The sequence below is a fragment of the Paenibacillus sp. FSL R7-0026 genome (genome assembly GCF_038004485.1).
Taxonomy (GTDB): Bacteria; Bacillota; Bacilli; order Paenibacillales; family Paenibacillaceae; genus Paenibacillus; species Paenibacillus xylanexedens_A.
Genome location: NZ_JBBORG010000001.1, coordinates 1,450,797 through 1,477,306 on the forward strand (window position 1 = coordinate 1,450,797; position 26,510 = coordinate 1,477,306).

27 protein-coding genes are annotated in these 26,510 nt (G+C 48.3%); 23 read left to right on the plus strand and 4 right to left on the minus strand.

Annotated elements, in window-relative coordinates; all coding sequences use genetic code 11:
• The first annotated feature begins 34 nt into the window (after nt 1–34).
• The 5 genes from MKY44_RS06595 (at nt 35) to MKY44_RS06615 (ending at nt 7,872) form a co-directional block, all read left to right on the plus strand.
• Nucleotides 35–2,389: an AraC family transcriptional regulator gene (locus MKY44_RS06595; protein ID WP_341006519.1), complete on the plus strand. Its 2,355-nt coding sequence runs from the start codon at nt 35–37 to the stop codon at nt 2,387–2,389.
• Nucleotides 2,390–2,431: 42 nt separating this feature from the next.
• Nucleotides 2,432–3,949 carry a sulfatase family protein gene (locus tag MKY44_RS06600; RefSeq protein WP_341006520.1) on the plus strand — a complete coding sequence of 506 codons (1,518 nt, stop codon included), beginning with the start codon at nt 2,432–2,434 and terminating at the stop codon, nt 3,947–3,949.
• Between the two features lie 150 nt (nt 3,950–4,099).
• Nucleotides 4,100–5,998, plus strand: coding sequence for a rhamnogalacturonan lyase family protein (locus MKY44_RS06605; RefSeq protein ID WP_341006521.1), 1,899 nt, complete (start codon nt 4,100–4,102; stop codon nt 5,996–5,998).
• Between the two features lie 86 nt (nt 5,999–6,084).
• Nucleotides 6,085–7,095 carry a formylglycine-generating enzyme family protein gene (locus MKY44_RS06610; RefSeq protein WP_445670639.1) on the plus strand — a complete coding sequence of 337 codons (1,011 nt, stop codon included), beginning with the start codon at nt 6,085–6,087 and terminating at the stop codon, nt 7,093–7,095.
• A 168-nt stretch (nt 7,096–7,263) separates the two neighbouring features.
• A complete protein-coding gene (locus MKY44_RS06615) occupies nt 7,264–7,872 on the plus strand; it encodes a DUF1349 domain-containing protein (RefSeq protein ID WP_341006522.1) in 609 nt (202 codons plus the stop codon).
• A gap of 26 nt (nt 7,873–7,898) precedes the next feature.
• Here MKY44_RS06615 and MKY44_RS06620 read toward each other — a convergent pair whose 3' ends face one another.
• Both MKY44_RS06620 and MKY44_RS06625 read right to left on the minus strand, forming a co-directional pair.
• Complete coding sequence (locus MKY44_RS06620; RefSeq protein ID WP_341006523.1) at nt 7,899–9,005, minus strand: MFS transporter; 1,107 nt, start codon at nt 9,003–9,005, stop codon at nt 7,899–7,901.
• An 88-nt stretch (nt 9,006–9,093) separates the two neighbouring features.
• Nucleotides 9,094–9,624 carry a TetR/AcrR family transcriptional regulator gene (locus MKY44_RS06625; protein WP_341006524.1) on the minus strand — a complete coding sequence of 177 codons (531 nt, stop codon included), beginning with the start codon at nt 9,622–9,624 and terminating at the stop codon, nt 9,094–9,096.
• A gap of 235 nt (nt 9,625–9,859) precedes the next feature.
• Between MKY44_RS06625 and MKY44_RS06630 the strand changes: the two genes are divergently transcribed.
• The 3 genes from MKY44_RS06630 (at nt 9,860) to MKY44_RS06640 (ending at nt 12,256) form a co-directional block, all read left to right on the plus strand.
• Nucleotides 9,860–10,705: an AraC family transcriptional regulator gene (locus MKY44_RS06630; RefSeq protein ID WP_341006525.1), complete on the plus strand. Its 846-nt coding sequence runs from the start codon at nt 9,860–9,862 to the stop codon at nt 10,703–10,705.
• Between the two features lie 214 nt (nt 10,706–10,919).
• Complete coding sequence (locus tag MKY44_RS06635) at nt 10,920–11,471, plus strand: nucleotidyltransferase family protein (protein ID WP_341006526.1); 552 nt, start codon at nt 10,920–10,922, stop codon at nt 11,469–11,471.
• A gap of 50 nt (nt 11,472–11,521) precedes the next feature.
• Complete coding sequence (locus MKY44_RS06640) at nt 11,522–12,256, plus strand: YdcF family protein (protein ID WP_341006527.1); 735 nt, start codon at nt 11,522–11,524, stop codon at nt 12,254–12,256.
• A gap of 100 nt (nt 12,257–12,356) precedes the next feature.
• Here the strand turns inward: MKY44_RS06640 and MKY44_RS06645 are convergent, their stop codons facing one another.
• Both MKY44_RS06645 and MKY44_RS06650 read right to left on the minus strand, forming a co-directional pair.
• On the minus strand, nt 12,357–13,709 hold the full coding sequence (locus tag MKY44_RS06645; protein WP_341006528.1) for a M56 family metallopeptidase: 1,353 nt from the start codon (nt 13,707–13,709) through the stop codon (nt 12,357–12,359).
• Between the two features lie 6 nt (nt 13,710–13,715).
• Entirely contained in the window at nt 13,716–14,090 is a 375-nt protein-coding gene (locus MKY44_RS06650) for a BlaI/MecI/CopY family transcriptional regulator (protein WP_221822817.1), read from the minus strand.
• 167 nt (nt 14,091–14,257) lie between these two features.
• Here MKY44_RS06650 and MKY44_RS06655 point away from each other — a divergent pair, with 167 nt between their 5' ends.
• From MKY44_RS06655 to MKY44_RS06725, 15 genes are all read left to right on the plus strand, one after another.
• Nucleotides 14,258–14,779 (plus strand): hypothetical protein, encoded by a 522-nt coding sequence (locus MKY44_RS06655; protein ID WP_341006529.1) that lies wholly within the window; start codon nt 14,258–14,260, stop codon nt 14,777–14,779.
• Nucleotides 14,780–14,896: 117 nt separating this feature from the next.
• A complete protein-coding gene (locus MKY44_RS06660; protein ID WP_341006530.1) occupies nt 14,897–15,787 on the plus strand; it encodes a TIGR01777 family oxidoreductase in 891 nt (296 codons plus the stop codon).
• A 340-nt stretch (nt 15,788–16,127) separates the two neighbouring features.
• A complete protein-coding gene (locus tag MKY44_RS06665; RefSeq protein WP_341006531.1) occupies nt 16,128–17,129 on the plus strand; it encodes a beta-ketoacyl-ACP synthase III in 1,002 nt (333 codons plus the stop codon).
• On the plus strand, nt 17,119–18,411 hold the full coding sequence (locus MKY44_RS06670; protein WP_341006532.1) for an ATP-grasp domain-containing protein: 1,293 nt from the start codon (nt 17,119–17,121) through the stop codon (nt 18,409–18,411). Before MKY44_RS06665 ends, MKY44_RS06670 begins: the two co-directional genes overlap by 11 nt.
• Nucleotides 18,408–19,403 carry an NAD-dependent epimerase/dehydratase family protein gene (locus MKY44_RS06675; RefSeq protein WP_341006533.1) on the plus strand — a complete coding sequence of 332 codons (996 nt, stop codon included), beginning with the start codon at nt 18,408–18,410 and terminating at the stop codon, nt 19,401–19,403. The genes MKY44_RS06670 and MKY44_RS06675 overlap by 4 nt, the downstream gene beginning before the upstream one ends.
• Nucleotides 19,397–20,257 carry an MBL fold metallo-hydrolase gene (locus MKY44_RS06680; RefSeq protein WP_341006534.1) on the plus strand — a complete coding sequence of 287 codons (861 nt, stop codon included), beginning with the start codon at nt 19,397–19,399 and terminating at the stop codon, nt 20,255–20,257. The genes MKY44_RS06675 and MKY44_RS06680 overlap by 7 nt, the downstream gene beginning before the upstream one ends.
• Nucleotides 20,254–21,606, plus strand: coding sequence for a F390 synthetase-related protein (locus tag MKY44_RS06685; protein ID WP_341006535.1), 1,353 nt, complete (start codon nt 20,254–20,256; stop codon nt 21,604–21,606). Before MKY44_RS06680 ends, MKY44_RS06685 begins: the two co-directional genes overlap by 4 nt.
• A 36-nt stretch (nt 21,607–21,642) precedes the next feature.
• Nucleotides 21,643–22,569, plus strand: coding sequence for an SDR family oxidoreductase (locus MKY44_RS06690; RefSeq protein ID WP_341006536.1), 927 nt, complete (start codon nt 21,643–21,645; stop codon nt 22,567–22,569).
• Between the two features lie 49 nt (nt 22,570–22,618).
• On the plus strand, nt 22,619–22,765 hold the full coding sequence (locus tag MKY44_RS06695) for a hypothetical protein (RefSeq protein ID WP_341006537.1): 147 nt from the start codon (nt 22,619–22,621) through the stop codon (nt 22,763–22,765).
• Between the two features lie 16 nt (nt 22,766–22,781).
• Complete coding sequence (locus tag MKY44_RS06700; RefSeq protein WP_341006538.1) at nt 22,782–23,363, plus strand: DJ-1/PfpI family protein; 582 nt, start codon at nt 22,782–22,784, stop codon at nt 23,361–23,363.
• Complete coding sequence (locus MKY44_RS06705) at nt 23,360–23,938, plus strand: GNAT family N-acetyltransferase (RefSeq protein WP_341006539.1); 579 nt, start codon at nt 23,360–23,362, stop codon at nt 23,936–23,938. The genes MKY44_RS06700 and MKY44_RS06705 overlap by 4 nt, the downstream gene beginning before the upstream one ends.
• Nucleotides 23,935–24,819: a serine/threonine-protein kinase gene (locus tag MKY44_RS06710; RefSeq protein WP_341006540.1), complete on the plus strand. Its 885-nt coding sequence runs from the start codon at nt 23,935–23,937 to the stop codon at nt 24,817–24,819. Before MKY44_RS06705 ends, MKY44_RS06710 begins: the two co-directional genes overlap by 4 nt.
• Before the next feature lie 92 nt (nt 24,820–24,911).
• Nucleotides 24,912–25,280, plus strand: coding sequence for a hypothetical protein (locus MKY44_RS06715; protein ID WP_341006541.1), 369 nt, complete (start codon nt 24,912–24,914; stop codon nt 25,278–25,280).
• Between the two features lie 2 nt (nt 25,281–25,282).
• Complete coding sequence (locus MKY44_RS06720) at nt 25,283–25,999, plus strand: GNAT family N-acetyltransferase (protein WP_341006542.1); 717 nt, start codon at nt 25,283–25,285, stop codon at nt 25,997–25,999.
• On the plus strand, nt 25,999–26,469 hold the full coding sequence (locus MKY44_RS06725; RefSeq protein WP_341006543.1) for a GNAT family N-acetyltransferase: 471 nt from the start codon (nt 25,999–26,001) through the stop codon (nt 26,467–26,469). Before MKY44_RS06720 ends, MKY44_RS06725 begins: the two co-directional genes overlap by 1 nt.
• Nucleotides 26,470–26,510 lie beyond the last annotated feature (41 nt).

Below are 26,510 nucleotides of genomic sequence, written 5' to 3' on the forward strand. Positions count from 1 at the left end.
CAGGCGGGTATTCCCGGAAAGGAGGGCCATACAGATGATATTCAAGCGCACAGCAGACCCATTACCCAAAGGGCGTTATTTCAGGCGCAGCCTGATGATGATTCTGTTTATCGCCTGCATTCCGGGAGTCATTACAGGTGTGCTGTTGTATGGCTGGGTCACCGTCAAAATGGAAAAGATTTTGCAGCAAACCCATCTGCATCAGTTTGAACAACGTACCGTGTGGGTTGGCGATCAATTGGATGCGCTTGAATTGACCTTCTCGCAGTGGGCCTTCGATCCGGTTTTCGATAACCGTCTGAAAGAGCTCGATTTTGTATTCAAGTATAAACAGGTGCATGAACTGTACCGATTGCTGCTGATGATTCAGAATTCCAATACATTGATCGGCAAAGTTCAATTGTATCTGGGGGAACCCCGGGCCGTGAAGATGGATTCTGAACGGTATGATTTTATCAAAGACGCTGGGGAGATCGAGAAGTATGAACGGTTGACTCACCAGCCCCAGGCCACATATTGGTCACGCTCCATGGAGGGCACATCCATGATGATGGTGAATCGACTTCCGGGTGGAAGCGACGATGCACTGGGGGCACTAACGATCACGCTGGATAACAAGCAACTGGGTAACATGTTACAGACCTTGTCTCCGTATAATGGCGGGACGACATTCCTGCTGGATGAGCAGGGGAAGCCCATGCTTCCACAAGACCAGGCGCTTGGTGGATTACAGCATGCTGTCCGTGAACATCTGTTGAACCTGGAAGGGAATCTGTCTTCATTTCTAATGGAATATGAAGGACTGACCTACTCGGTTCAATCGGGCACCTACCGCAGACTGGGTACCGATTGGACTTATGTGTCCGCGGTTCCCCTCAATGAAATTGTAGCTCCAATTGTGTCTGTACCCCGAATCATTCTTCTCGTCAACGGATCTGGACTCTTGCTGGCTCTGATCCTGTCGTGGGTCGGTTCACTGCAACTATATAAACCGTTTACGAAATTACTGCGAATATTTACCGTGGCTTCTGTCCGCCCGAATGGGTCTGTACAACTGGATGAAATCAAGCATATTGAACAGCGCTGGATTGGCGTTAATGAGGAGAGAGAATCGTTGCAGCAACGGTTGGAAGAGCAACTTCCGCTCGCTCGGGAAAGCTTGCTGATTCAACTCACGCTGGGTCATCTGTTACTGTCATCCGACCATGAATGGAAGCAACGTCTGGCACAGCTGGGCTGGGTCCTTTGGGATGAGCGGTTCATCATCCTGTTTGCTCACATTCGTCCGAGTGCAGTTCTTCTATATGGGGCTAAGGAGCGAAATCAGAGTGAATCTCAGGAGTGGATCAGTTTTGCCGCAACCGATATTTTGAACAGGCAGTTGGTGGAACTTCCTTACCGGGCCGAAACGATTAATTACCATGACATGTCCATTGCGCTGTTGCTCGCTGTCCCTCCAGAGGTCCAGCCAGAGACGCCTGAATTCAGAGAAGAATTAACTCGGATGGCTCAGCATTGGCTGGAAGCCGTGCAGTCGGAATGGAACGTTCGTATGACAGTCTCGATCAGTAAACTCACATCAGATGCCTCCCACATTCCACAGCTGGTCAGAGAATCGAGGGCTGTGTTGAGGAAGAGGCAATTCTCTTCCAATGTGACCATCATTGATATGAATGAGGAGGCAGAGCAGGATGTGAATGAACATGGAGTATATCCGCTTGAGCTGGAGCAGGCCATCATCTCGGCATTACGTAGTGGTGAACAGGACTCTGCCCTGGAACAGTTCAGCATATTTATTGGCACGTATGCTGGATCTGAAGTGCCGGAGAAGCATGTTCGTCAGGCTTTATTCCAACTGCTGGCACGCATACAACATACCCTTTTGCAATTAGGGGAAGATCCGGTCGAACTGTTTGGGGTAGGGATGTATGAAGAGGTGCTGCAACTGCATGATCTGGATGAATTGTTCCTGTGGTTCAGGGAACGGATTGTGCACGTATGTATAGAGGAATTCACAGGCAAGGAAGAGAAGCAGATACAGATGGCTGTTCATCAGATGAAGGAGCATGCGCAGCAGCAGTATGCAGAAGCGTTATCGCTGGATGAATTGGCAGATCTTCACGGAATTCATTCCTACACATTAAGCCGGGCATTCAAGCAGACATTCGGGCAAAATTTTGTGGACTATTTGACTGAGGTAAGGCTCCACCGGGCCAAAGAGCTGCTTGAATCAACAGACGTCAAGATCAGTGAAATTGCGGAGCAGGTGGGCTATCAGCCCAGTTACTTCAATCGTTTGTTCAAAAAAAGTGAGGGAACGACGCCAAGTCGTTACCGGGAAGACATTCACAAGCATACCGGGCACAATCGGGGTAACCGCTCCGTTTAAATCACGCCTTAGTTTTCAGCCCAAAGGAGAGTGGGATGTGACGTGTCACAGGACAAGCCAAATATTATTTTTCTCATGACGGATCAGCAACGATGGGACTGTATTGGAACGTTCAATGAACATATTCATACACCGAATCTCGATAAACTTGCAGCCGAGGGTATCACTTTCCGCGATGCGGTTTGCCAATCGCCGATGTGTGCGCCGAGCCGAAGCTCCATGATGATGGGGTATTATCCGTCCCAGCTTGGGGTCCGAACGAATTATGGCGGATTGTTCGAGGAAGACAAACTGCCTTCCGAACCGTTGCCGGAGTTAATGCACCGCGCAGGGTATCAGACAGCGGGATTTGGGAAAACGCATTGGAACCATAGTGATGGTGTAGATGAGCCTTCCACGCGAGGGTTCGAAGTAAGATCGATCGGTCTTTCCCGTCAAAGTGGTCATTATGAACAGGGAGCGACAATGATGGGTGACTCCCATCCCGAAGCACTGGAAGCCTATCATCAGGAGACCAAGGATTTTGGCAGCGGTGAGGAAAATGTCAACGGTTATACAGGGCTTACGAGTCAGATTCCGATGAATCAGCATCGGGATGGCTGGGTAGCCGAGCAGGCGCTGCAATTTTTGGATGAAGGGGTCGACCCGGAGCGGCCGTTATTTTTTTATCTGTCTTTCCTGAAGCCACATGCCGGGTTCAATATACCCAAAGCATTTGAAGACCTGTATAGGCTGGAAGATATTCCGGATATCCCGCAACCGCCGTGGGAGGATGAAACGCAGACTCACCTGGCAGCTTCCGATGAATTGAATTCGAATAGTCGACAGTCGTATCTCGACAAGAAGAAGGTATGGGACCAACGCAGTTCGGAGGAGCGGAGGAGGACTACGTTAAGATACTGGGCAAATTGCTCCTGGCTCGATCATTACTTTGGACTCGCTTTGGAGAAGTTGGAGAACCTGGGAAGGCTGGAGAACGCGCTGATTGTATTTGTCTCGGACCATGGAGAGATGCTGGGGGAACGACAGTTTCGCTTCACCAAATATAATCTGTATGACAGTAGCGTGAGGGTGCCGCTTATCTTGTCCGGTACCCACATTGAGGAGCAGAAGCGCGGAACGATTGACCAGGGGCCTGCGGAATTGGTGGATCTGGTGCCGACATTGACACGTGCAGCCGGACTTGAAGCGAATCTGATGCTTCCTGGTGTCGATCTGCTGGGCGATCTCAGGCATCGAGGAACGTTCTGTGAATTTCATGGAAAGGGCGTAACGGCGCCTCATTCGGCTCCGGCCTATATGTGGCGGACCACGGAGTGGAAGCTCATTCTGTACATGGAAGGCGCTGTCGCGGAATCCGCATCCAGAGTGCATGAAACGAAGGGGGAATTGTATCACCTGACGGTTGACCCTCATGAGTGGACGAACCTGTATGATGAGGAGCAGCATGCTGTAATTCGGGAGCAACTAAAGACCGAACTGCTGATGCATCTGGCTGTCAGTTGGGCGAAAGGACCCTTTTTCTATGATCGTGGAGGAACCGAGCCGTTGGAGCGGTAGATAGATCATGTTGACCGGGCAACCGGAGGCAAAGCAGTTATTGCTGAACCAGATCAGTCGATCTCATTAGATTGGCTCGTGGGGACAGAGATAACCGGCTTTGCTTTTTTTGTAAGCATATACTAACCAATCGACGGAGGGGAATTGTAAATGAAAACCAAATCAACTGTGGTCAAAGGAACAAAAGTACTATTCACATTGCTGTTAAGTGGAGTTATTGGATGGACTGATGTTGTTTCACCGGGAGAGGGCGTACTTCAGGCAGATGCCGCAGAAGGATCTGCACCACGTCTGGTTGAAAATCTGGGAAGAGGTCTCACTGCCGTATATCTGGGAGAGAACAAGGTATATCTGAGCTGGCGTCTGCTTGGGACCGAACCGCAGCAGGTTACATTTGATATCTATCGTCGGACGGGTACAGAAGAGGTGAAGCTGAATGACCAGCCTTTGACACAGGGAACCAATTATACGGACACCAATGTAGATGTAACCCAGAGCAATACGTATATCGTGAAGTCTTATGTGGAGGATAGCTTACAGGATGCAAGTGACGAGGTCGTATTGGCAGCCAATCCCGAGATCCGCAATTACTTCAGTATTCCGTTGCAAAATATAACATCCAATCCGTCCGATTATTTTGTGCAGCATGGCTGGCCTGGGGATCTGGACGGTGATGGGGAATATGAATACGTGGTCACCCGCATTCCGGTGAACGGAGGCAATAAATATGTGGAAGCCTACAGTCTGACCGAAGGTTTCCTGTGGCGGATTGATCTGGGGCCATACAGTGTCACAACGATAGATACATATAATGCGCCGCCTGCTTCCGTCAGTGAATTTGGGGTGCCGGGACTTGGAGGCTGGCGGGACAACGACAATATAACGGTGTTTGATCTGGACAGTGACGGGAAGGCTGAAGTGCTGCTGCGTACCTTTGAAGGGGTAGCGTTTGCGGATGGTCAGGTCGTTCCTGCCACAGCGGAGCGTGCACAGTATGTGTCTGTCGTGGATGGATGGACCGGAACAGAAGCGGCACGCACAACGATAAGCAATGATTATGCAGCCGATGGGCCGCTCAGTGGGCACTTTGGCATTGCTTATCTGAATGTTGAACATCCAAGCCTGATTACGGCGCTCAAGAATCGTGCGCTCAGCCGCAACTTTCAATATGTGACGTCAGCCTATGATTATGCAGGTGGTGCCCTGACCGAGCGTTGGAGACATACTGGAGCAGACGGCGAGTTTTTCCACCAGATTCGTATACTGGATCTTGACGGGGATGGGAAGGATGAAGTGTCATTCGGAGGTTGGGCGCTGGATGATAACGGAGAGACCTTATACAGTCTGCCGGGTGTAGTCCATGGCGATCGTTTTCACATTACAGACATTGATCCGGATCGACCGGGGCTGGAGCAATTCGGGATTCAGCAGGCGGAGAACGGAAACGTCAATCAATTCCCTTGGTTTTATGCCGATGCGGCGACGGGCGAGATCATTCGTACAGGGGAAATCCCGCAGGATGTCGCACGGGGAACACTGGCAGATATTGATCCAACGCACAATGGGCTTGAGATGTGGTCCAGTTCAGGCAATATCTACAATGTGGATGGCGAAGTGATCAGCTCAGTTCAGCCCTCAACCAATTTCAGAATTTGGTGGGATGGTGATGTGCTCGGCGAGCTACTGGATAAGAATTTTGTGGAAAAGTGGGATTGGGAGCAGAACACAACAACACGTCTGTTTACAGCCGATGATGTTCGCGTGAATTCCAGAAACGCCCCTGTACTCTATGGCGATCTGCTGGGGGATTGGAGAGAAGAAATTCTCTATGAAACGAATGATTTCACAGCATTGCGTCTGTATACAACAACGATACCATCCGATGTCCGCATCTACACGTTGCCACATAACCCCGCCTACCGCAATGGACTGGCGGTGAAAGGATATATGCAATCCTTGTTGACGGATTATTATCTGGGTGAAGGAATGACAACACCAACCGTTCCGAACATTCTTCCCGTCGTGTACAATGGGGATCAGGAGTCTTAAACCAAGGGAAGGGGATGCTTCAGATGCATGGTCAGATATCCAAAAAGGAAAATTCTTGCTGTTGTTCTGCAAGCCGAAGCGGCAGGATGAAAGTGAAAATTCAATCAGAGTACACGCCAGAATTGACGGCTTCCCGTGAGGTGAGTGTAGCGTCTGACCATGCATCTCCACTTTCCGTTGACCGTCTATCGCCTAGTGCGCTGGCGGGAGATGATGGATACATTGCTGAGCGAAACGACAGGAACAGCATATTAATTGACGGTGGACGTTTCCTTATGGGTACCAATGATCCTGAAGCTTTTGCAGATGATGGGGAAGGGCCTGTCCGGGAAACCCAGGTGGACTCCTTTTATATGGATGAATGCACGGTGACCAATGCGCAGTTTGAACAGTTTGTAAGGGAGACGGGTTATCCAACGGAGGCCGAGCGATTCGGCTGGTCCTTTGTTTTTCATTTATTCGTTTCTTCGCAAACGGCTGCTCATGTTCGTACTGTGGTGCAGTCAACGCCCTGGTGGTGGGTTGTTGAAGGTGCGGACTGGTCTCATCCCGAAGGACCTGACTCTGATGTAAATGACAGGGCTGACCATCCCGTTATCCATATCTCCTGGAACGATGCCAATGCGTATTGTGACTGGGCGGGTAAGCGCCTGCCCTCAGAAGCCGAGTGGGAATATGCAGCCCGAGGTGGATTAATTCAGAAGAAATATCCCTGGGGCGACGTTCTGCGGCCGGATGGACAGCACCAGTGCAATATCTGGCAAGGTACCTTTCCAACTCAAAATAATGCTGCAGATGGTTATGCGGGTACAGCTCCATCCCGATCCTTTCCTGCGAACGGATATGGATTGTACAACATGTCAGGTAATGTATGGGAATGGTGCGCTGACAACTATGTTACGGATCATGAAAAGTCTATACTTGCTCAGACGGTTGCTTCTCCCGATGAAGTCCGCAAGGTGTTAAAAGGTGGTTCCTATCTTTGCCACCGTTCCTATTGCAATCGGTACAGAGTGGCAGCACGGATTCCCAATACGCCGGATACATCCACCGGACATATCGGTTTTAGATGTGCATCCGATGTATTGCCGGTATAGCGTGCTATTGATTGGACATACCGAATACGATTATGTATATGAAAGGAATACAAGCGACTCATGTGAGTCGCTTTTTTCCTTTTACTGATCCGAAAGGATAATTCCGTTATTTCACGAATACAACAGAGAACTCAGTGAATTCAAAATCACAGACAAAGGGTGTGCCACATGACGAATCTATTCGAACAATGTTCAGGTCAAACATTATCTGCCAACCTGGGATGGCTGAACGAGCCAACAGATTGGTCCATTGAAGACGGCAAAGTAACGATAACCGTTTCGCCAATCAGTGACTTTTTCATTGATCCGGGAGGTGAGCCGGTGAAAGCTTCAGCTCCATTTTTACATACGATAGTCAAGGGAGATTTCAGCATCGTCACTCAAGTACAGGTGGACATGAAAGAACAGTATGATTCGGGCTGCCTGATGGTGAGGGTGGACGATACGAATTGGGCTAAAGTTTGCTTTGAGTATTTTGAAGAACAGCCGTCTATTCTTAGTGTTGTTACTCGTGGTAACTCGGATGATTGTGTATCAGCACCTGTAGAGGTTAAAAAGCCTTATTTACGTGTAGCCCGGGTAGGGAACAGCTTTGCTTTCCATTATTCTCAGGATGGAGAGAAGTGGAAGCTGGTTCGTTATTTCGGACTCGATTGCCCGGACGAGATCAAAGTTGGCATTGTGGCCCAATCCCCCATTGGGCAAGGGACCACGGTTACTTTTACTGACGTACAGCTTCAACATGGGGTGACCGGAAGTGTTCGCCGGGTAAAATAACAGCGATCAGAAGGTTGTTCTGTCATTTATTTCACCCGAATTAATAATCCAAACAGGCCGAGTACAGCAAAGGCCAGAAATGCCGTTGTATTGGAAAACACTTCAATCGTGTAACCTGCCATGGATGAGCCGAGGAATTGCCCCACACCCAGCGCGAGAAAGGCAAGGCTGATTCCGATAGACACATTTGGACTGAATAGTCTCGTTGCCCAAACGATAAATACACTGGTCAGGAAAATATACGTGCTGCCAAATATGATCGCAGAGATGAGACTGGCAGTTATGGATGGAAGAAGGATTACCCCCAGTGAGATAGCCAATAAAAGTATGCCTATTCGGTAGGACCACCCAATCTCGAACCGTTCAATAATGCGACCAGCGCATCCACCGAGTATCCCCATAACCCCCATCACAATCCAGAACAACACGGCTTCCGAATCGGAGGCCCCTTTCTCGTCTGTGAGGAAGTTCCGGGCAAAGGTCCAGTAGATTGCAGAACTGAAACCTGTCAACAGACAAGCCATGAGCAGAGCAGACCCTGGTCTGGTAGGTTTCATACATGTCCAGAGAGACTTGGTACAAGGCAGTGTCTTGGTTGCCGGAATAACACGTCTGTTCCACAAAAGAACCACAACACCGATTACAGCAAACAGGATGTAGGTTAGACGCCAGTAATCCGTGAACAGCCAGTAGAGTGGACCCGATATTACAATCCCGAAGCTGGTTCCGGTGTTAATCCAGCTATTGCCTCTTGCTTGAAGATCGGGTGCAAGCTCGGCATTAACCGTGTTACCGAGGGCTGGAGAGGCCCAGCCTGTACTCAAACCCGCTAAAAATATACTAAATGTAAGAACCCATGCATTCTGAGCCAGGGCAATGCCGGTTAATCCGAGCACTGCGCTGATTCCTGCCAATTGAATGACATAATGATGTCCCTTGCGATTAATCAACAATGGTGCAGTTAGAAGGGACAGACAGTAGGCAATATACGTTCCTGAGTTAATCGCACCAGAGGCTGCATCATTCAATTGTAAGGCTTCCGAAATTTCCGGCATAAACAGTCCATAACTGAATCGCCCGAATGCATAACATACAGCGATAAGTGCAATGCCTGGAAAGATAATTTTTTTCATTAAATCCACCACCTTTTAGATAGAACGATCATTATATTTCTCATTAAATAAAAAAGTGAGTTGAACTACTAACTCACCCGGAATCGCATTACTTGAAACTGGTCTGCGTCATATGGATCAGTTCACGGCAGACGTCATTTACATTTTCTGTCTCAGCAAGTGCCGTGGAACCCTCCAGCAGCAGGGAGAATCGTAATAGATCTCGATCACTTGCAGCAGGCGCCAATGTTTGAATTAAAGTTCGCATATGTCTTTTGTGCGCATTCACTGTCTGCACTATGATATGATCTGCATGACCTCCGAATTCTTCTTTGGCGCGTAAAAATAAGCAACCTCTTGATTCGTGTTCTTTCAGCCAGGCTGCATGTCCTTTAGCCAGATTGAGGAACATGGGTTGTGCTTTATTGTCTGCATATTGCCGGAGTTGTTCTAAATAACGCTGTTCGCGCCGCAGGAGCACTTGGACGATGAGATCATCCTTGGACTCAAAATGATTGTATAACGTCATGATGGCAATCCCGGCATCCGTGATAATCCGCTTCAAACCGATGGAATGGAAGCCGTGAAGGTAGAACAATTCTTCCGCCACGTTCAAAAGCATTTCCTTTTTGCTGCTCATAATCAGTGATACTCTCCCTTCAAAATAAGATAGAACGATCATTATACTTGTAGGCTATAATAATTCGTTGACATTGTCAAATTTTGTGACTTCCCTTGCCTTTGGATAGTTCAAAGCCTGGGCAGGGCGTTATATGAACAACGTCTTTGCACATTAACCGGACATATGAGAGCACAACATGACAGGTTTTTGGGTGGTTTATCCGTTATATTAGACATCAAGGAGTGATTATTACATGAACTGGATCAACGCATTACAGGTCGCTATTCAATATATGGAAGACCACTTGCTCGAAAATATGACAATGGAGCAGATTGCAGCGCAGGCCCATATCTCTCCTTTTCATTTTCAACGTACCTTTGCCTTATTAACTGATGTTACTGTAGCTGAGTACATAAAACGCAGACGATTGACACTGGCGGCACATGAGCTGCTTCAAAGTGATCACAAAATCATTGATCTGGCGTTTAAATACGGTTACGACACACCGGAATCTTTCTCCAAAGCATTTCGTAGACAACATGGGATCGCACCCAGTGAGGCTCGAAAGAATAGTAACGCTGTCCAATCGTATAATCGTCTGGTGATTCAAGTGAGTCTAAAAGGAGCAGAGCCGATGAAATATAAAATTGTTGAACATCCTGAATTTACGTTGGTCGGAGTAGAGCAAACTTTCTCATATGCAGATGGAGAACATCTGCAAGGTATCGGGAAGATGTGGCAGGAAGCGTGGACGAGCGGTACAGAGGATCGTTTATTTGAACTGAACAATGGGGTTATTCAAGGTTTACTCGGTGTCGTTGTGGATCAGAGCGAAATTCAGGAGAAACAGATGCAATACTGGATTGCTACGGCTTACGATGGTGAAGTACCGGAAGGATTATCAAGCTTCACCATGCCTGCTTCCAAATGGAGTGTATTTGAGGTAGAAGGCCCGATGCCGGAGAGTATGCAGCTTCTGTGGAAACGGATTATTTCGGAATGGTTTCCATCCAACCCGTATGAGCACGCATATATGCCGGAGCTGGAAGTATACCCGGGCCCCAATCAACCACCGCAAATCTGGATACCGATTAAATAAATTTTAACCGTTTCAAACTCGATCATTGTAGCCCATAAACACTCGGATAACCGAAGCTGTTTATGGGTTATTTGGTTGTGATTAATCAGAGATTCGAAGTTGTACAGAGGATGTTCAAGCGTTGTTCATTTTATTGCAGATAGGTAAACATGATATATTGGAACGAAGGTTAACAGCAATAAGAGGACAACGAGGTAAACCGCAGGAGGCAGATATGTTATATGAGGACACATTCATTCAGACGATCATCCAACACGAGCAATTAATGCATGACCTGCGGAGAGTTCGTAGTCTCCATTTGCCTCAAAGTTACATAGGTGCAGGATATATTCGTAATTATATCTGGGATGTTCTGCATGGATATGATCTTCGTGAACTTCACAGCGATATTGATGTTGTCTATTATGATGCGCAAGACTTGCGTGAGGAGCGAGACATACAGTTGGAGTGTCAGCTTCGTGAGTTGACAGGCAATGCCAAGTGGTCGGTCAAAAATCAGGCGAGAATGCATCTGCGCAATGGCACGGTTCCTTATCATTCTACTGAAGATGCTCTTCGCTATTGGCCAGAAGTTGTGACTGCGATAGCAGTACAGTTGGATGAAAAGGATCGGGTGAACATCTGTGCTCCGCATGGTTTACATGATCTGTATCACCTTATAGTCCGCAAAAGTCCATTCTTCACGGATGCTGACTATTATAATCAGAGAGTACAGAAGAAGTACTGGCAGGAACAATGGCCGAAACTAACGATAATAACAGTTTGAATAATAAGTGATTTGCGGAATTGCGAGTACAAGAAGGAGTGTCTACGGATTTGATAAAAAAGTTCTTACAAAAAAATGGACTGATCATTGATCTTGTCCTGTTGGCATGTTTTGTGGCATTTCTGATCTTCTGGGGCCAAAGATTCCCAGTCATGTTATTCGGAATGATCACGGTGGCTTTTATCGTTCTAAGACGAATTGACTATCAGAAGCATGTTATTCTGAAACGGATTATCCTTACCGGATTTGGCGTGGTTGCCGTCTCTTTTGTTATTATCGAAGCACTTGTATTCACACAGCTTGGTGCGAATGATCCGGAAGAAGCGGACTATGTCATTATTCTGGGTTCAGGCATCCGTGGAACGGAATTGTCATTGACCCTAAAACAAAGGTTGGATGCCAGTCTGGACTACATTCGCAGTCACCCTCAGACACCGGTCATTGTATCGGGTGGACAGGGACCCGGGGAATCGATTCCCGAAGCACTCGCCATGAAAAACTATCTAATTGAACAGGGCATTAACCCTGCTCAAGTGATTATGGAAGATCGCTCCACAAGTACACAAGAGAATCTGGCCTTTTCCAAAAAAATCATTAATGAATCCGGGTTGGAGCATCCGGAGATCATGATCGTCACCAGTGACTATCATATGTTCCGCTCCAAATATATCGCTGCCAAGAACGGTTATGCGGCAGAATACGGCATATCGGCCCCGTCACCGGGATATTTGAAACCGGTCAACATGATCCGTGAATATTTTGCTACGATTAAAACGTTTATTTAATTCACATGACAGAAAAACGGAAACAGGACGAAGCTGGAGATCTATGATCTATGCTTCGTCCTGTTTGCATATAAGGATGTTATTGCTACTTAACGGTAGGTTATTTTTCTGAAGGAGCAGGTACAGTTACTGAAACCTTATCCCCAGGGACAGCTACCATTTCGGAGGATTTGGTATTCGAAGGAACGGCTACGATTTCAGGAGATCCACCCGTAAAAGGAACAGTGGCTGCTTCTACAACTTTAGCCTCAGAAGGTTCAGTAGTAAAAGGTACAGTAGCAGACGGAACTGGCACAGCTTCGGAAACTTCATCCTCAGGGAGAGCCACAATTTCAGGAGTTTCGGAAGTGGAAGGAGCAGTTACTGCTTCGGAAATTCCGACCTTGTTGGGAGAAGCTACGATTTCAGAAGATCCATCCGTAGAAGGAACAGGCACGGTTTCAGAAGCCTCAGCCTCTACTTTAACCGTATGGTTTGATGCCCATACTGCGGTAGACGTACTTACTCCTGTAATAAGCAGGAGGGCTCCCATACTTAACATCCAATGTTTCTTTTTCAGTTTCTTTACATTAAACATAATCATCAATCTCCTTTTTAATTGTTTGCCTTCACCCGATAGGGATGAACAAAATTGAGCAGGAATTTTCTTGGTTCCCGCCATCACATTTAAAATTGTCTCACCATATCGTCTTCGTTCTTCGTGGGACATCTCTTTCACCACATCTTCATCACAGGCCAACTCGCTCCAAGTATGAATGTCCCGGCGAATCATATGAATCAGGGGATTGAACCAGTGCAGGGCACTAACCCCCAAGGTCAAAGCTTTGACCCACAGATCGTTATGTTTTAGATGTACCAACTCATGATGAATTACCATGCTGATGTCCATTTTCACCGTATTTTCGGGTGGCAGATATATCGTGGGTTTAAACAAGCCAACCAGTATAGGGCTTCGTACTAGCGTGCTGTGAGCAAGCGTGATATTACGTTTGAGACCCAAAGCCTCTTTCATTAATGGTAGCTGTATAGCTGCTTCACTATGACAGAGGACTGGGGTACGTGTACGAGATAATTCATTCAAAAATCTTCGATAACAGTACACTTGCCATGCAGAAAAACTGATGACTCCAATGCCCCATACGCATAACAAGAACCAGGCTGTGGTTACCGAAATAGTTTGTTTCGGGAAAAACGTTCCTGCAAGTACGCCCGAAGCAGTTGCATTCTCCGTACCTGGTATAGTTGATGTCGTTTGGAATGCAATATCCAAAAGCCATGAAAGGCCAAGAGATACCGGGAACAGATAAAACAAGACAGCCAGTTTACCGAGTCTGTAGAGCCACTTGGTCGGAAAAACAGATACGGGTATAAGTCGTAGTGCCAAAATACAAACAGAAACGATACTTCCCGCCACGGTCAGGCTGCACAGAATTTCAAAAAAGATGTTCATCATCTGCACCTACTTTTCCGAAAGCCATTTTTTCAGTTCTGAAATGTCATCGTCTGAAAGCTTGTCGCCATCATACATGGCCGAAACCAAATTCTTGACTGAACCTTGATAGAGTCCATCAAGAACATGCTGCGTTTCCTGTAGTTTGTAATCTTCGGGCTGTAGAAGAGGTACATAATCATTGGTTCGTCCACGTCTCGTGACGGTAAGTGCGCCTTTATCCACCAACCGTGACAAAAAAGTAGACATAGTCTGCGCTTTCCACGCTTTCCCCTTCTCAGCGAATATGTCTAATAGTTCTGTCGAGGTGACCGGTGGGGCGCATGACCATATAACGACCATTAACTCCATTTCTGTTTCGGATAATTTTTGAATCTGGTTCACAGTGAACACTCCTTAACATCGTTATGCGTCCATAACGATCGTATTACTACACTACGTAGTACGTATAAACTACTACAACTTGTAGTGGATAGTCAAGTTATCCTGATAGATGATTGCCAAACCATGTTATAATATAGGTCATTAATAGAAGAACGATGTAGGAGTGAATGATCATTACAGCATATCAATTACCTGCTCTCTATGAGCAGAAGCGAGTTTCAATGCACGAGATGGAAGAGATTGTACGCCTGCTAGCCCAGGCACCGCTATTATACGATGATGGACAGAGCATTCAGGTTCAGGATTACATGGGAGGCTTGGAGGTCGAACTTGAGCATGCGGTACGCCGTGCAGTGACCGAGTTGTATGAACTGGCTGTTCAGGCCTGCCGCGCCTTCGCTGATCCATTGGCGTACGAGCAACTTCAGGATGCGCTTGGGTTACAGGCTGAGTTATGGCAGGAGGAAGTGCTTACTATTGCGAAGTGGATGGACTGGCTGAAGCAGATCAGTGAAGGAAAGAAAACACTGCCAGAGTACAACTTTACAGCGATGCTTGGGAACTTGCCGGACGGATTCATGATCCATGATTTTTATGATGAACTCCGATATCAACTGGAACAAAACCCTGCAAACGCATGGGCTATCGAAGAGCGGGATCGCTTGTACGCAGCCCTGGGTGCGAAATAAATCAAACCAACGGGTCACCAGCGGTGTTTAAGCTAATATCTGCATTTTGCATGCATAGAAACATTCAGATCTATACCTTACGAATTCTTTACCCAGTATGGGAAATGAGGGGATACCGTGAAGAAGGTTGTATTGGCTGGTGGAACGGGATTTGTCGGACAGGATTTTGCCCAAAGGTTCAGAAAGCTGGGGTATGAGGTGTTAATTATCTCGCGTCAGCCCGGTCATATTGCCTGGGAGGATCGAGCAGGAATCATAGAGGCACTCGAAGAAGCAGAGATGTTGATTAACCTGGCAGGTAAATCGGTGAACTGCCGTTATACGGATAAGAATCGCAAAGTCATTCTGGAATCCAGAACTCGGACAACGCGCATTCTCGGCGAAGCCGTCTTGGCTTGTAATCATCCTCCCGAACTATGGATTAATTCGAGTACAGCGACCATATACAGACATGCTGAAGATCGTCCCATGACGGAAAAAGAGGGCGAGATTGGCTCCGGATTCTCGGTCGACGTTGCCAAGGCATGGGAACAGGCTTTCTTTGAATTCAGTCTGCCATCTACGCGTCAGATTGCACTGCGGATTGCGATTGTGCTGGGCGAGGGTGGCGTGATGGTGCCCATGACAAATCTGGTTCGTTTTGGCCTGGGAGGATCGCAAGGCGCAGGAACACAGCAGTTCAGCTGGATTCATATCGAGGATCTGTTCCGCATGGTGATCTATCTGCAAGAGCATCCACACTTGAATGGTGTGTTCAATGCGTCCTCTCCGCATCCGGTGACGAATCGCGAGCTAATGGCGCGTCTAAGAGAACAGATGGGGGTTCGGATCGGCCTGCCTTCTCCTCGCTGGATGCTTGAACTTGGCGCACGTTTCATACAGACCGAGACGGAACTGGTTCTCAAAAGTCGTTGGGTCATTCCCGAGCGATTGGAGAGGGAAGGATTCACGTTCACATACGGTACACTAGATGAAGCTCTTGCCGAGATTTTGAACAAGAAGAAATGACACTTCATACAAAAGAAAACACAACAGGAAGGGCAGAGGCATCTGCCCTTTATTATATATTTTAAGGTTTACTTCATGGTGTTTCGCCATTGGAGGTGGAGTACTCATTCCATTTATATATGTTCAACTAAACATTTACACGATAACGGAGAGGACAGAAATAACTTGAAGAAGCGAAGCGTGCGCCTTTATCCCCGGATTTTCCCTTTTTAAGAAGGGAATCAAAAAAATCTGGGGATAACAGCGATCGGAAAGTTGTTCTGTCATCGGAGTATCAGTGTAAATACTAATTAGCTGAACTTATATATATCAGTCAGATGAACAGAAAGAGGTTGGGGAAATGCAACTTAGAAGAGTGAGGATCGCGGGAACAGGGAAGTACCTGCCTGAAAAGGAAGTTACAGATGAGGAATTGGACCGTCGCTTGGGCGTGCCTGCCGGCTGGGTTAGCAAAGCAACAGGCGTAGGTGTACGCCACTATGCTTCGGGTGAAGAAACCTCCTCTTTCATGGGCGCGCGGGCTGCCGAAGCTGCACTGGCGGATGCAGGATTACAATTCAGTGATATCGACTGTCTGGTGTGTACCAGTGGCACGAAGGAACAACCGTTGCCAAGTACGGCGGTATTTATCCAGCAGGCCATGGGGCAGCAAGATTCGGGCGTACCTGCTTTTGATATGGATGCAACCTGCCTAAGTTTCCTGAACGGACTGGATGTGATCTCCTATATGGTAGATGCCGGACGTTACCAGCGAGTACTGCTCGTAGCTACTGAGATTGCCTCAGCCGGACTGAATTGGTCGGATAAAGAAAGCGCGGCCCTGTTCGGAGATGGAGCGGCCGCCGTTATTATTGAACGTTCGCCTGAAGGATCATCGTCACAGATCGTCCATGCTTCACTTCGAACCTACAGCCGAGGTGCTCGCTTCTCGGAGATTGCCGGTGGAGGCACACGGCTGCATGCATCTAATTACAAGGCAGATCAGCCGGAGCCCTATTTATTTCATATGGATGGACAGGCCATCTTCCGCATGGCTTCCAGACTTCTGCCCGGATTCATCAGCGACATGTTACAGGCGACCGGGAACCGGATGGAGGATCTTCAATTGGTCATTCCACATCAGGGGAGTGCCATGGCGATGAGATTGATTCGCAAGAAGCTTGGGATTGCTGAAGATCGGTTCATGGACATCACACGAAATCACGGAAATACGATTGCGGCGTCCATCCCAATGGGGTTGCATGAAGCGATTAGACAGCAGCGCATTCAGCGGGGGGATCGGGTGCTGATGATTGGCACGGCTGCCGGATTATCATTGGGAGGACTCATTTTTGACTACTAGATCTGGGGAAACCGGACATCACACATCTGCTTCTCTCCGTGTGCTGCTTACAGGCGGGAGGGCTCCCGTAACGCTCGATCTGGCACGCATGCTTCATCGGGCAGGCCATCGGGTCTATGTTGCGGAGAGTGCCGTAAGGCATCTGACCAAATCATCCAGTGCAGTGGAACGGTGTGCTGTGGTCCCATCACCGCGGCATGACACACGTGCGTATCTGGCGGAGCTGGAACGGTTGGTTCAGAAGTGGCAGATTGACCTGTTGATTCCGATGTGTGAAGAAGTCTTCTATGTGGCTCAAGGGGCAGACAGACTGCGTGCATATTGTCGTGTCCTGGTTACAACTATGGATCAATTACACGAGCTGCACCATAAATATGATTTTATCCAGCTTGCAGGGTCACTCGGTCTTTCGGTTCCAGAAACACGCCTGATCAATAGTCAGCAGGAATGGATGGAAGCTCAGTCTGTTCTGGGGAGAGTAGGAGATTGGGTATGGAAACCGGTGTATTCCCGCTTCGCAGCCAAAGTTCGCATGCCGACACTCTTGATAGATGACACGGGGGCAAGGACTGATCAGCAAGGGAATGTAAGCCAGAAGAATCATCGACATTTACGTAACGATCCGCCGGACGAAGGGGAATTATCCTCTATTTCACCTTGGGTTGCACAGGCGTTCATTCCTGGTCAGATGTTATGTACATACAGCATAGCGCATGAAGGGCAACTGGTTGCGCATTCCACTTACGACAGCCGCTATCGTACAGGTAGCGTAGGAGCCAGTGTTTTTTTTGAACAGGTGGAACATGAAGGTGCCCTTGCTTGGGTGAGACAATTTGCCCAGGCAACAGGGTTTAGCGGACAGATTGGGTTTGATTTTGTAGAAGGTCAGAATGGGCGAGTGTACGCAATTGAGTGTAATCCGAGGGCAACGAGTGGGATTCATCTGTTTCACCCCGGAGGTGACTTGGTACGTGCACTGACTGAACCTGAGACATTGATCAAAGAAAGAAAAATGATCACGCCGGCACAGGGCAGCAAAGCCATGCTCATGCTTCCCATGCTGGGAAGCGGGGTTCAGCAGATCTTCGGCAAAGGAAAGTTCCGGGCATGGATAGCAGCGTGGCGTGGCACCAGGGATGTGGTCTATGCACGACAGGATCTTCAACCTTTAATGGAACAATTCGGAGTGGTGCTGGCCGCATGGCGCCTGGCAAGATCGCAGAAGTGCTCGCTGACTGAAGCTTTGACTCACGACATAGAATGGAACGGTGAACAACAATGAACAGAGCATTGGTTACAGGAGCTACAGGATGTCTGGGTAGGCACCTCGCGATCCGACTAGTAAAAGAGGGATGGGAAGTCACCGGTATGGGCCGACAGCCAAAGGTTGGTGCTGAACTTGAGTTGGCAGGAGTCCGATTCCTGAATGGAGATATACGAGATGAGGCAGCAGTAAACGAAGCGTGTGCGGGGCAGGATGTGGTGTTTCACTGTGCGGCACTATCCTCGCCATGGGGCCGATATCGTGACTTTTATAGCAGTAATGTAGAAGGGACACAGAATCTCGTAGATGGCGGTATACGTGGTAATGTAGAGCGATTCATACATGTCTCGACGCCAAGTATATATTTTAACTACAACCCACGATATGACGTACATGAGAATGATCCGTTGCCATCCAAACCAGCCAATCATTATGCCGCCACAAAGCTTCTTGCTGAGCAGGTTGTGATGGAGGGGCATGCGAAGGGACTTCCGTCGATCATGATTCGACCGCGAGCGATCTTTGGCCCGTATGATCAGACGTTATTTCCCAGAATTGTAGCAGCAAATGCGAAATCGGGCGTGCCCATGATCGGTGGCGGAAAGGCATTAATCGATCTGACATGTGTGGATAATGTGGTGGATGCCCTATTATTGTGCCGCGATGCCTCTGACGAAGCGCTCGGCCGAGCTTACAATATCTCCAACGGCGATCCGAGGGCGTTCAGTGAGTTGGTAAGCAGCTTGTTTGGCATGCTGGATATGCCATTGCGTCGTCGCAACATTCCTTATCGGACGGCATATGGAGCGGCAGCATTGCTGGAGAGAGTTCATGGCTTTATTCCTGCGTTGGGTGAACCTCCGTTGACACGGTACACAGTCGGCTCCTTATCCATTCCACAGACATTGGATATTACAGATGCACGAGAGCGATTGGGGTACATCCCTCGGGTATCTATTGAAGAGGGTTTGCAGCAATTTGCAGACTGGTGGAGGGCTAAATCATGCTGACGACAAATCCGGTGGAACTATATTTGGGTGCGGCGGGTTACTGTACACATCCAGAGTTTCTAACGCTGCGCGGTGGTCGGTTGAGCCCAGTACCTTTCCCGGCAGGATTTGCCTGCATCATTCATCCCATACATGGACCGATGCTGTTGGATACGGGATACAGCTCCCGTTTTTTTAAGGAAACGGCTCATCTGCCCAACGCACTGTATCGTCATATTACACCTGTGGTTTATCGTGAAGAGGATAGTGCCCTTCATTTTTTGGCTGGGCTTGGACTGAAAGCTTCCGATATTCGGTATATCATCCTCTCGCATTTTCACGGCGATCACATCGCGGGTGTACGAGATTTCCCGGAGGCTCAATTCATCTATCTGCCCAGAGCTTATGATGCTGTGCGCTCACTCGGTCCGATTGCGGCTGTAAAGGCAGGTTTTCTTGCCGGGTTATTGCCCGAGGATTTTAAGGCCAGATCATTGCCTGTTATGTGTCAGCCTGAGCGATGGACGAGAGCGGGGAAAGAGTTTCCTTTTGATGAAGTCTACGATATCTTCGGTGATGGCAGTCTGCTGGGGGTGGATGTATCCGGTCATGCGGAAGGCATGATGGGACTCCTGCTGCGTACGGGAGAACACGACTATTTCCTGTGCGCGGACGCGGTGTGGTCTAGTCGGGCTTTTCGTGAACAGCGCAGACCTCATGCGCTCGCGGGTATTATTATGTCGAATCGACAGGAATACCATCGTAACTTTGACCGACTGGTTCAGCTGCATCAGCAGTTTCCCCACATTCGGATTGTGCCGAGTCATTGTCGAGATGTACTGGACGCTTGGGGTACAGGAGGGCAGGGACGATGAGCAATACCCTTTGTATTGTGGTTCATTATGCGCTTGCACGTGGGCTGCGAACATGGAAAACGCGAGAAAAACTGGAGCGCTGGCAAGAGCGCCGGGTTATTCGGCATGTCCAACAGATCCGTGCCCGCTCTCCGTTTTACCGGAAGTGGTGGGGTAGCTTGAACGCATCCGACTGGAGAAGATTTCCCTTGATTGATAAATCGATTATGATGGAGCACTTCGATACACTGAACACGGTAGGCATTACCAAGGATGAAGCGTTGGCTTTTGCAGGCGAAAGTGAAGAAACGCGTGACTTCAAACCTTCCATTCAAGGGGTGACGGTTGGACTGTCTTCGGGTACATCAGGGAACCGGGGGATATTTCTGGTGAGTGATCGGGAACAGGATGCGTGGACGGGCACGGTGCTGGCCAAGTTGCTGCCTGGTGGACTGTGGAAACCTGCCAAGATTGCGTTTTTCCTGCGGGCCAACAGTAATCTGTATGAATCGGTGCAACGTGGCAAATTGCAGTTTCAGTACTTTGATCTGCTGGAACGTGTGGAGACTTTGGTTAAGCGGCTGGAAACCTACCAACCTACCGTGTGGGTAGCTCCTCCATCCATGCTGCGTCTGTTGGCGGATGCCTATGTGGCAGGCCATCTGACTGCTGTACCGGATAAAATCATCTCTGTTGCCGAGGTGCTTGATCCCCTGGATCGCAAGGTGTTGGAGCAGGTCTTCGGACAGACCGTTCATCAAGTCTATCAGTGTACGGAAGGATTTCTGGGTGCGACCTGTCGCTATGGCACACTGCATTTGAATGAAGACATCGTGCATATTGAAAAAGACTTCATTGATCCGGCCACCCGGCGGTTCGTGCCCATTATTACGGACTTCTCCAGAACATCACAGCCGATTATCCGGTATCGGCTGAATGATATTCTGACTGAGGCGGCGCTGCCATGTGCCTGCGGTTCCCCGTTTACCGCCATTGAGCGGATTGAAGGCCGCTGTGATGACACGCTTTATTTTTCAAACATACATACGGGTGAGGCAGTACCGGTCTTTCCGGATTTCGTCACTCGTTCAGTCATTGCGGCTTCGCCAGATATTGAACATTATCTTGTGGTGCAGCAAGGGGACGGATCAATGGAAGTATCCCTTCGACTTGGCGGGAGCGCAGTGATGGCTCAGGTTGAGACCAATGTACTGCTGGAACTGATGAAGTTGGGAGAGCGTCTGGAATGTACTTTGCCTGAGGTCAGATTCGTTCCATATACGTTTGAACCGGGAGTCACGAAGCTGCGCAGGGTGGAGCGACGGCATAACGGAGTGGCGGAATATTCAGATGTCGAGAGGTATAGGTAGGAAGACAGCAAATACCTGAGGGAAGAAGGTGGAGCTATGATAATACAGGAACACAAAACCGAAGTTGGAAAGGGGCAGGGACGGATTAACACAGGTTCTGAAGTAGTGAAAAAGACGAAGGAAGGAGTCAACGCTCCTGTGGCCTTAATTACGGGTACATCCAGTGGTTTCGGTATGCTTACGGCAATCACCCTTGCCAAGCAAGGATATCTTGTTGTGGCTACAATGCGTGACCTGAGTCGAAGAGAAGAATTGGTGAAGCTGGCTGAACAGGCGGGGATATCCGAGCGTTTGCAATATGTGCAACTGGATGTGACCGATGCTGAATCGGTGCAGAAAGCTGTGAGTACCGTACTTCACAACCATGGCCGAATCGACATACTGGTGAACAATGCGGGATTTGCGGTGGGCGGATTCATTGAGGAAGTATCCATGGAGGATTGGCGGCGTCAGATGGAAACCAATCTGTTTGGATTAATCGCCGTTACACGTGCGGTTCTGCCTGTGATGCGTGAACAAGAGCAGGGGCTGATTATTAACTTGTCCAGCGTAAGCGGGTTGTCCGGTTTTCCAGGGTATGCGCCCTATGCTGCCTCCAAATTCGCTGTGGAAGGGTTTACGGAAAGTTTGCGCCATGAGATGTCTTCGTTTGGCGTTCGGGTGGTATTAGTAGAGCCTGGCTCTTATCGCACGCCGATCTGGAATAAGGGTCTGGGGGAAATTCACCGTAACGAACATTCTCCATACAAGCATAAGCTGGATGCGGTTCTTCGTTATTCCAAACATGCGAGTGAAACTGCACCTGACCCACAGGAAGTGGCAGATCTGATTGGCCGAATTGCGCGGATGCGTGCACCAAGGCTTCGATATGCGCTGGGAAAAGGTTCGCGTGTGCTGATCATAGGCAAAGCGGTACTACCCTGGAAGTGGCTGGAGCGGATCATCGCCCATGGCTTGAAGTAAAGGACACAAGAATTATGATTACGTAATTTCCAAAAGGGAGGGACTAGCCGTGTTCGAAGTTATAGTCATTATGTTACTTCTTATCATTGTGGGTCTGCTCTTTCATATCAATAGCAAGCTGCCAGCGCGTGACCGGCTGAAGGAAGCGATGGAACGTGATCGGATTCAGAAACATAACCAGGATGCTCCAAATTAAAACGCGGAGGTTACCAATGAAAATTGCATTCGTTTTGTTTGATGGACTGACTTTTCTTGATTTTGCCGGATTTTATGATGTGATCAATCGGTTGAATTTCTTTGAACCAACCAAAGGAACGACGTGGGAAACCTGTGCCATGACAGATCAGGTCACGGATGAGTCTGGTTTAACGTTGAAGGTGGATCGAGTGAAGCCTGACCTGTCGGAATATGATCTCGTGTTTATCCCCGGGGGCATGGGAACGCGCAAGCTTCGATATGACGAGGCCTTCGTAGGTTGGCTGAAACAGGCTGAGTCTGTGCCTTTGAAGGTTTCGGTGTGCACAGGCTCTCTGCTGCTGGGTGCGGCTGGGTTTTTATCCGGTAAAAAAGCAACAACACATCCCCGTGCATATGATTTACTTGAGCCGTATGTCGCCGAGGTAATTCAGAATCGGATTGTAAAAGATGGAAATGTAATTACTGCCGGTGGAGTAGCCACGTCCATTGATCTGGGGATTTATGTTGTTGGGTTGCTTGCAGGGCAGGAAGCGGCAGCGAATGTAAAACTTCAGATCGATTATCCTTATGAGATGCAGGGAGTGGTAGAAGAATGAACGAAGATCGAAAGCAAGAGACCTATATCATTCGCAATATTCAGCGAGATGAAGCAGACATCTACTGGCCCTTGCGACTGGAAGCACTGAAAACACATCCTGAAGCCTTCGGGGCTTCGTTCGAGTTGTCCATTCAGATCCCCATGAATGAAGTGCAAGAGCGCATACATAATGAGCCCGATGATTATATTCTCGGGGCATACACAGCAGAAGGAACTCTCGCGGGAATGATGGGGTTCAAAAGGGAGTATGGCCTAAAACTCAGGCACAAAGGCATGATCTGGGGCGTCTATGTTGCTCCGTCATATCGTGGAAGTGGCTTAGCTTCGCGCTTGCTCCGCGAGGTGCTGGATCGCGGAAGACATCTGGAGGGCATCAAGCAGATTAATCTGAGTGTAGTTACAACGAATGAATCAGCCCGACGTTTATACGAGCGATGCGGATTTGAAGTTTATGGCATCGAGCGTAACGCATTGGAAGTCTATGGTCAGGGATATGATGAGGCGCATATGAATTACTTTTATACGGAGCATTCAACTTGGAATGAAGATATCAGCACAGGAGGAGTCCGATGACAGATCATGTTGAACATGAGATCGACGGTGTTTCCTTTGTCTTAAAAGAGTCTCATTCTTTCGATTGGTTACAGCCCTTGGGTAGGGTTTTTCGCGTATTCGATCAGCAGGATTCAGGGAATCTCTCCTTCGGTATTGTGCAAAGGGATGGAAAGAGATTGTTTGTAAAGTATGCGGGAGCACATACAATTCATGCGAATCATACGGGAAGTCCCCCGGAAGCCATTCGTAATCTGAAATCATCTGTTTCCGTTTACGAAGATTTGACGCATGACACGTTGATTCGACTAACGGATCATTTTGCAACGGATGAGGGGTATGCCTGTGTATTCGATTGGGTGGAGGGGGAGAATCTTCATAATCACTGGAAATTTCCGCCTCCGGCTAAGTATGAAGATCCCCGTTCGCCCTATTATCGGTTCAGACAGCTTCCGGTGAAGACACGTATTCAGACGATGGAGCAGATTCTGAATTTTCATATCGAGGTGGAACGAAGAGGTTATGTGGCTGTTGATTTGTATGATGGCAGTCTGATCTATGATTTTGACAGAAACTTTATGAAAATTTGTGATATCGACTTGTATCGGAAAGGCTCTTTTACCAATACCATGGGACGCATGTGGGGATCTTCCCGCTTTATGTCACCCGAAGAGTTTGAGCTAGGCGCGCCCATAGATGTGGTTACCAATATATTCAACATGGGGGCAATGGCGTTCGGGTTGCTTGGCGGGGAGAAAGATCGTTCCTATGCCAGATGGGATGCCGGAGAAGCATTGTATCAGGTTGTGATGCGTGCAGTGAGCGACGATCGGTCCGAGCGGTATGCAACGATTGCGGAACTCGGTGAGGCATGGAAAGAAGCTGTGATGCAAGGTCAATGAGTGAGTGGGCGGAATTTTCGCAAATATGCAAAATCCATTCGTATGTGTATGTGAAATCCCGTATAATGGAAATTATTAAGGGGGTGCAGACGATGTGCAGATATGCCATGTCAGGACCATACAAAGACATCTATGCCTGCTTCAACTGTCGCAAATCATTCAAACAAGTTTCCAGATACGACGTTAGCCCTGAAGTGGCTGCAAAACTTGAATATAAGTGCCCGCAATGCGCCGCATCTTTGGTTAGCATGGGACAGGATTTTCAGGCACCTAAGCAAAATGATACCAAACAATGGACCAAAGTGATGACGCTGTATCGTCATGGTTTTACCTACCATAATTGCGGGTGCGGGGCTGGATACCGTCCTTCTGATTTACGTGAATTGCCCGAATTTCTGGAGCAGCAGGAAGCTGGTAAAGGCAGTGTAGGCGAACGATTATTGCAAAGGTTAACTTCATAGTTATGCTTCCAAAATCGAACCTGTCACCTATGGAAATGTTGAAAATACAAGCGAATACTTTATATACGATGAACGAGCAACAGCGCCTCCTAAGCATTAACGAACCGGGTGGTGGGCAGGCTCCAGCCATTTTTATGGGCATGACTTCTGCCGGTTCACTGACCTATTACCATGAGCAGTTACCGCCGAATCTAATGGATGAGTTGGGTAAGGATAGCGAGCTTCCATTGGATATTCCGAAACTGATTCGAAAGGTGGAAACCTTTGAGCCAGTTAACCGTGTGTGGATGGGACCCGCCTATGCTTTTCCTGAAACATTAGATGAGTGGGATATGAAGGTGCAGTTGATTGGTCATGAGCAACGTTATTTGCTGGCGGAGTATTTTCCTGAATTAACGGCTCACTTGCATGAAAAAAGCCCTGTTGCCGCTTATGTTATTGGGGATTCGGCAGTGACAGTGTGCTGCTCTGCAAGAGTCTCCATTCATGGTGCAGAGGCGAGCCTGTATACGGCACCTGGTTATAGAGGGCATGGATATGCAGCGGAGACGGTAAAGTGCTGGCAGTATTATGTTAAGGAGCGTGGACGCATGCCGATCTACAGTACATCCTGGGATAATCTTGCTTCACAGCATGTTGCCCGCAAACTGGGACTAATTCAGTTCGGTGTGGATTTCAGCATCACAACTGTGGATTTGAGGAAGGACTGTGATGTCTGATGATCCGCACTTTTGTACAAAAGGATCTGCAGTATGTCATTGAAGCGCATATCCGAATCTATCGAAACGAGTATAATTATGATCATAGCTTTGCTGAATTTATCACGAATGCGGTGAATTCGTTTGGACTGACGGGTAATCACTTGAGGGAGATGTTGTGGATCGTTGAGTTGAATCAGTCAGCTTCCGGCTCCATAGGTCTTACTCAGGTGAATGAAAATACGGCTCAACTGCGCTGGTTTCTGATCGAACCGGAAGCACGTGGTGCAGGATGGGGCAGGAAGCTTATCGAACAGGCAGTTTTTTTTGCAAAAGAAAAAGACTATACATCCGTGATCCTGTGGACCAATGAGTCTTTGATCGGCGCGCGTAGATTATATCAATCTGTGGGCTTTGAACTGAATGAAGTCCGCAAGCAGCTTTTGTCAGGTCAGGAGCTTACCGAAGAACAATGGGAACTTGTTCTGTAGTTGGCCGGGGCTTGAGCATGAAAGCCGAATCTGTTGTGTTA

Bases quoted from the DNA above. Each gene is read 5' to 3' on its own strand.
- MKY44_RS06620 (WP_341006523.1), bottom strand. From the start codon at position 9,005: ATGAAAAAAATTATCTTTCCAGGCATTGCACTTATCGCTGTATGTTAT.
- MKY44_RS06605 (WP_341006521.1), top strand. From the start codon at position 4,100: ATGAAAACCAAATCAACTGTGGTCAAAGGAACAAAAGTACTATTCACA.
- MKY44_RS06685 (WP_341006535.1), top strand. From the start codon at position 20,254: ATGAGCAATACCCTTTGTATTGTGGTTCATTATGCGCTTGCACGTGGG.
- MKY44_RS06625 (WP_341006524.1), bottom strand. From the start codon at position 9,624: ATGAGCAGCAAAAAGGAAATGCTTTTGAACGTGGCGGAAGAATTGTTC.
- MKY44_RS06610 (WP_445670639.1), top strand. From the start codon at position 6,085: ATGAAAGTGAAAATTCAATCAGAGTACACGCCAGAATTGACGGCTTCC.
- MKY44_RS06655 (WP_341006529.1), top strand. From the start codon at position 14,258: ATGATCATTACAGCATATCAATTACCTGCTCTCTATGAGCAGAAGCGA.
- MKY44_RS06630 (WP_341006525.1), top strand. From the start codon at position 9,860: ATGAACTGGATCAACGCATTACAGGTCGCTATTCAATATATGGAAGAC.
- MKY44_RS06720 (WP_341006542.1), top strand. From the start codon at position 25,283: ATGCTTCCAAAATCGAACCTGTCACCTATGGAAATGTTGAAAATACAA.
- MKY44_RS06595 (WP_341006519.1), top strand. From the start codon at position 35: ATGATATTCAAGCGCACAGCAGACCCATTACCCAAAGGGCGTTATTTC.
- MKY44_RS06725 (WP_341006543.1), top strand. From the start codon at position 25,999: ATGATCCGCACTTTTGTACAAAAGGATCTGCAGTATGTCATTGAAGCG.
- MKY44_RS06615 (WP_341006522.1), top strand. From the start codon at position 7,264: ATGACGAATCTATTCGAACAATGTTCAGGTCAAACATTATCTGCCAAC.
- MKY44_RS06665 (WP_341006531.1), top strand. From the start codon at position 16,128: ATGCAACTTAGAAGAGTGAGGATCGCGGGAACAGGGAAGTACCTGCCT.
- MKY44_RS06700 (WP_341006538.1), top strand. From the start codon at position 22,782: ATGAAAATTGCATTCGTTTTGTTTGATGGACTGACTTTTCTTGATTTT.
- MKY44_RS06645 (WP_341006528.1), bottom strand. From the start codon at position 13,709: ATGATGAACATCTTTTTTGAAATTCTGTGCAGCCTGACCGTGGCGGGA.
- MKY44_RS06690 (WP_341006536.1), top strand. From the start codon at position 21,643: ATGATAATACAGGAACACAAAACCGAAGTTGGAAAGGGGCAGGGACGG.
- MKY44_RS06715 (WP_341006541.1), top strand. From the start codon at position 24,912: ATGTGCAGATATGCCATGTCAGGACCATACAAAGACATCTATGCCTGC.
- MKY44_RS06705 (WP_341006539.1), top strand. From the start codon at position 23,360: ATGAACGAAGATCGAAAGCAAGAGACCTATATCATTCGCAATATTCAG.
- MKY44_RS06675 (WP_341006533.1), top strand. From the start codon at position 18,408: ATGAACAGAGCATTGGTTACAGGAGCTACAGGATGTCTGGGTAGGCAC.
- MKY44_RS06635 (WP_341006526.1), top strand. From the start codon at position 10,920: ATGTTATATGAGGACACATTCATTCAGACGATCATCCAACACGAGCAA.
- MKY44_RS06710 (WP_341006540.1), top strand. From the start codon at position 23,935: ATGACAGATCATGTTGAACATGAGATCGACGGTGTTTCCTTTGTCTTA.
- MKY44_RS06680 (WP_341006534.1), top strand. From the start codon at position 19,397: ATGCTGACGACAAATCCGGTGGAACTATATTTGGGTGCGGCGGGTTAC.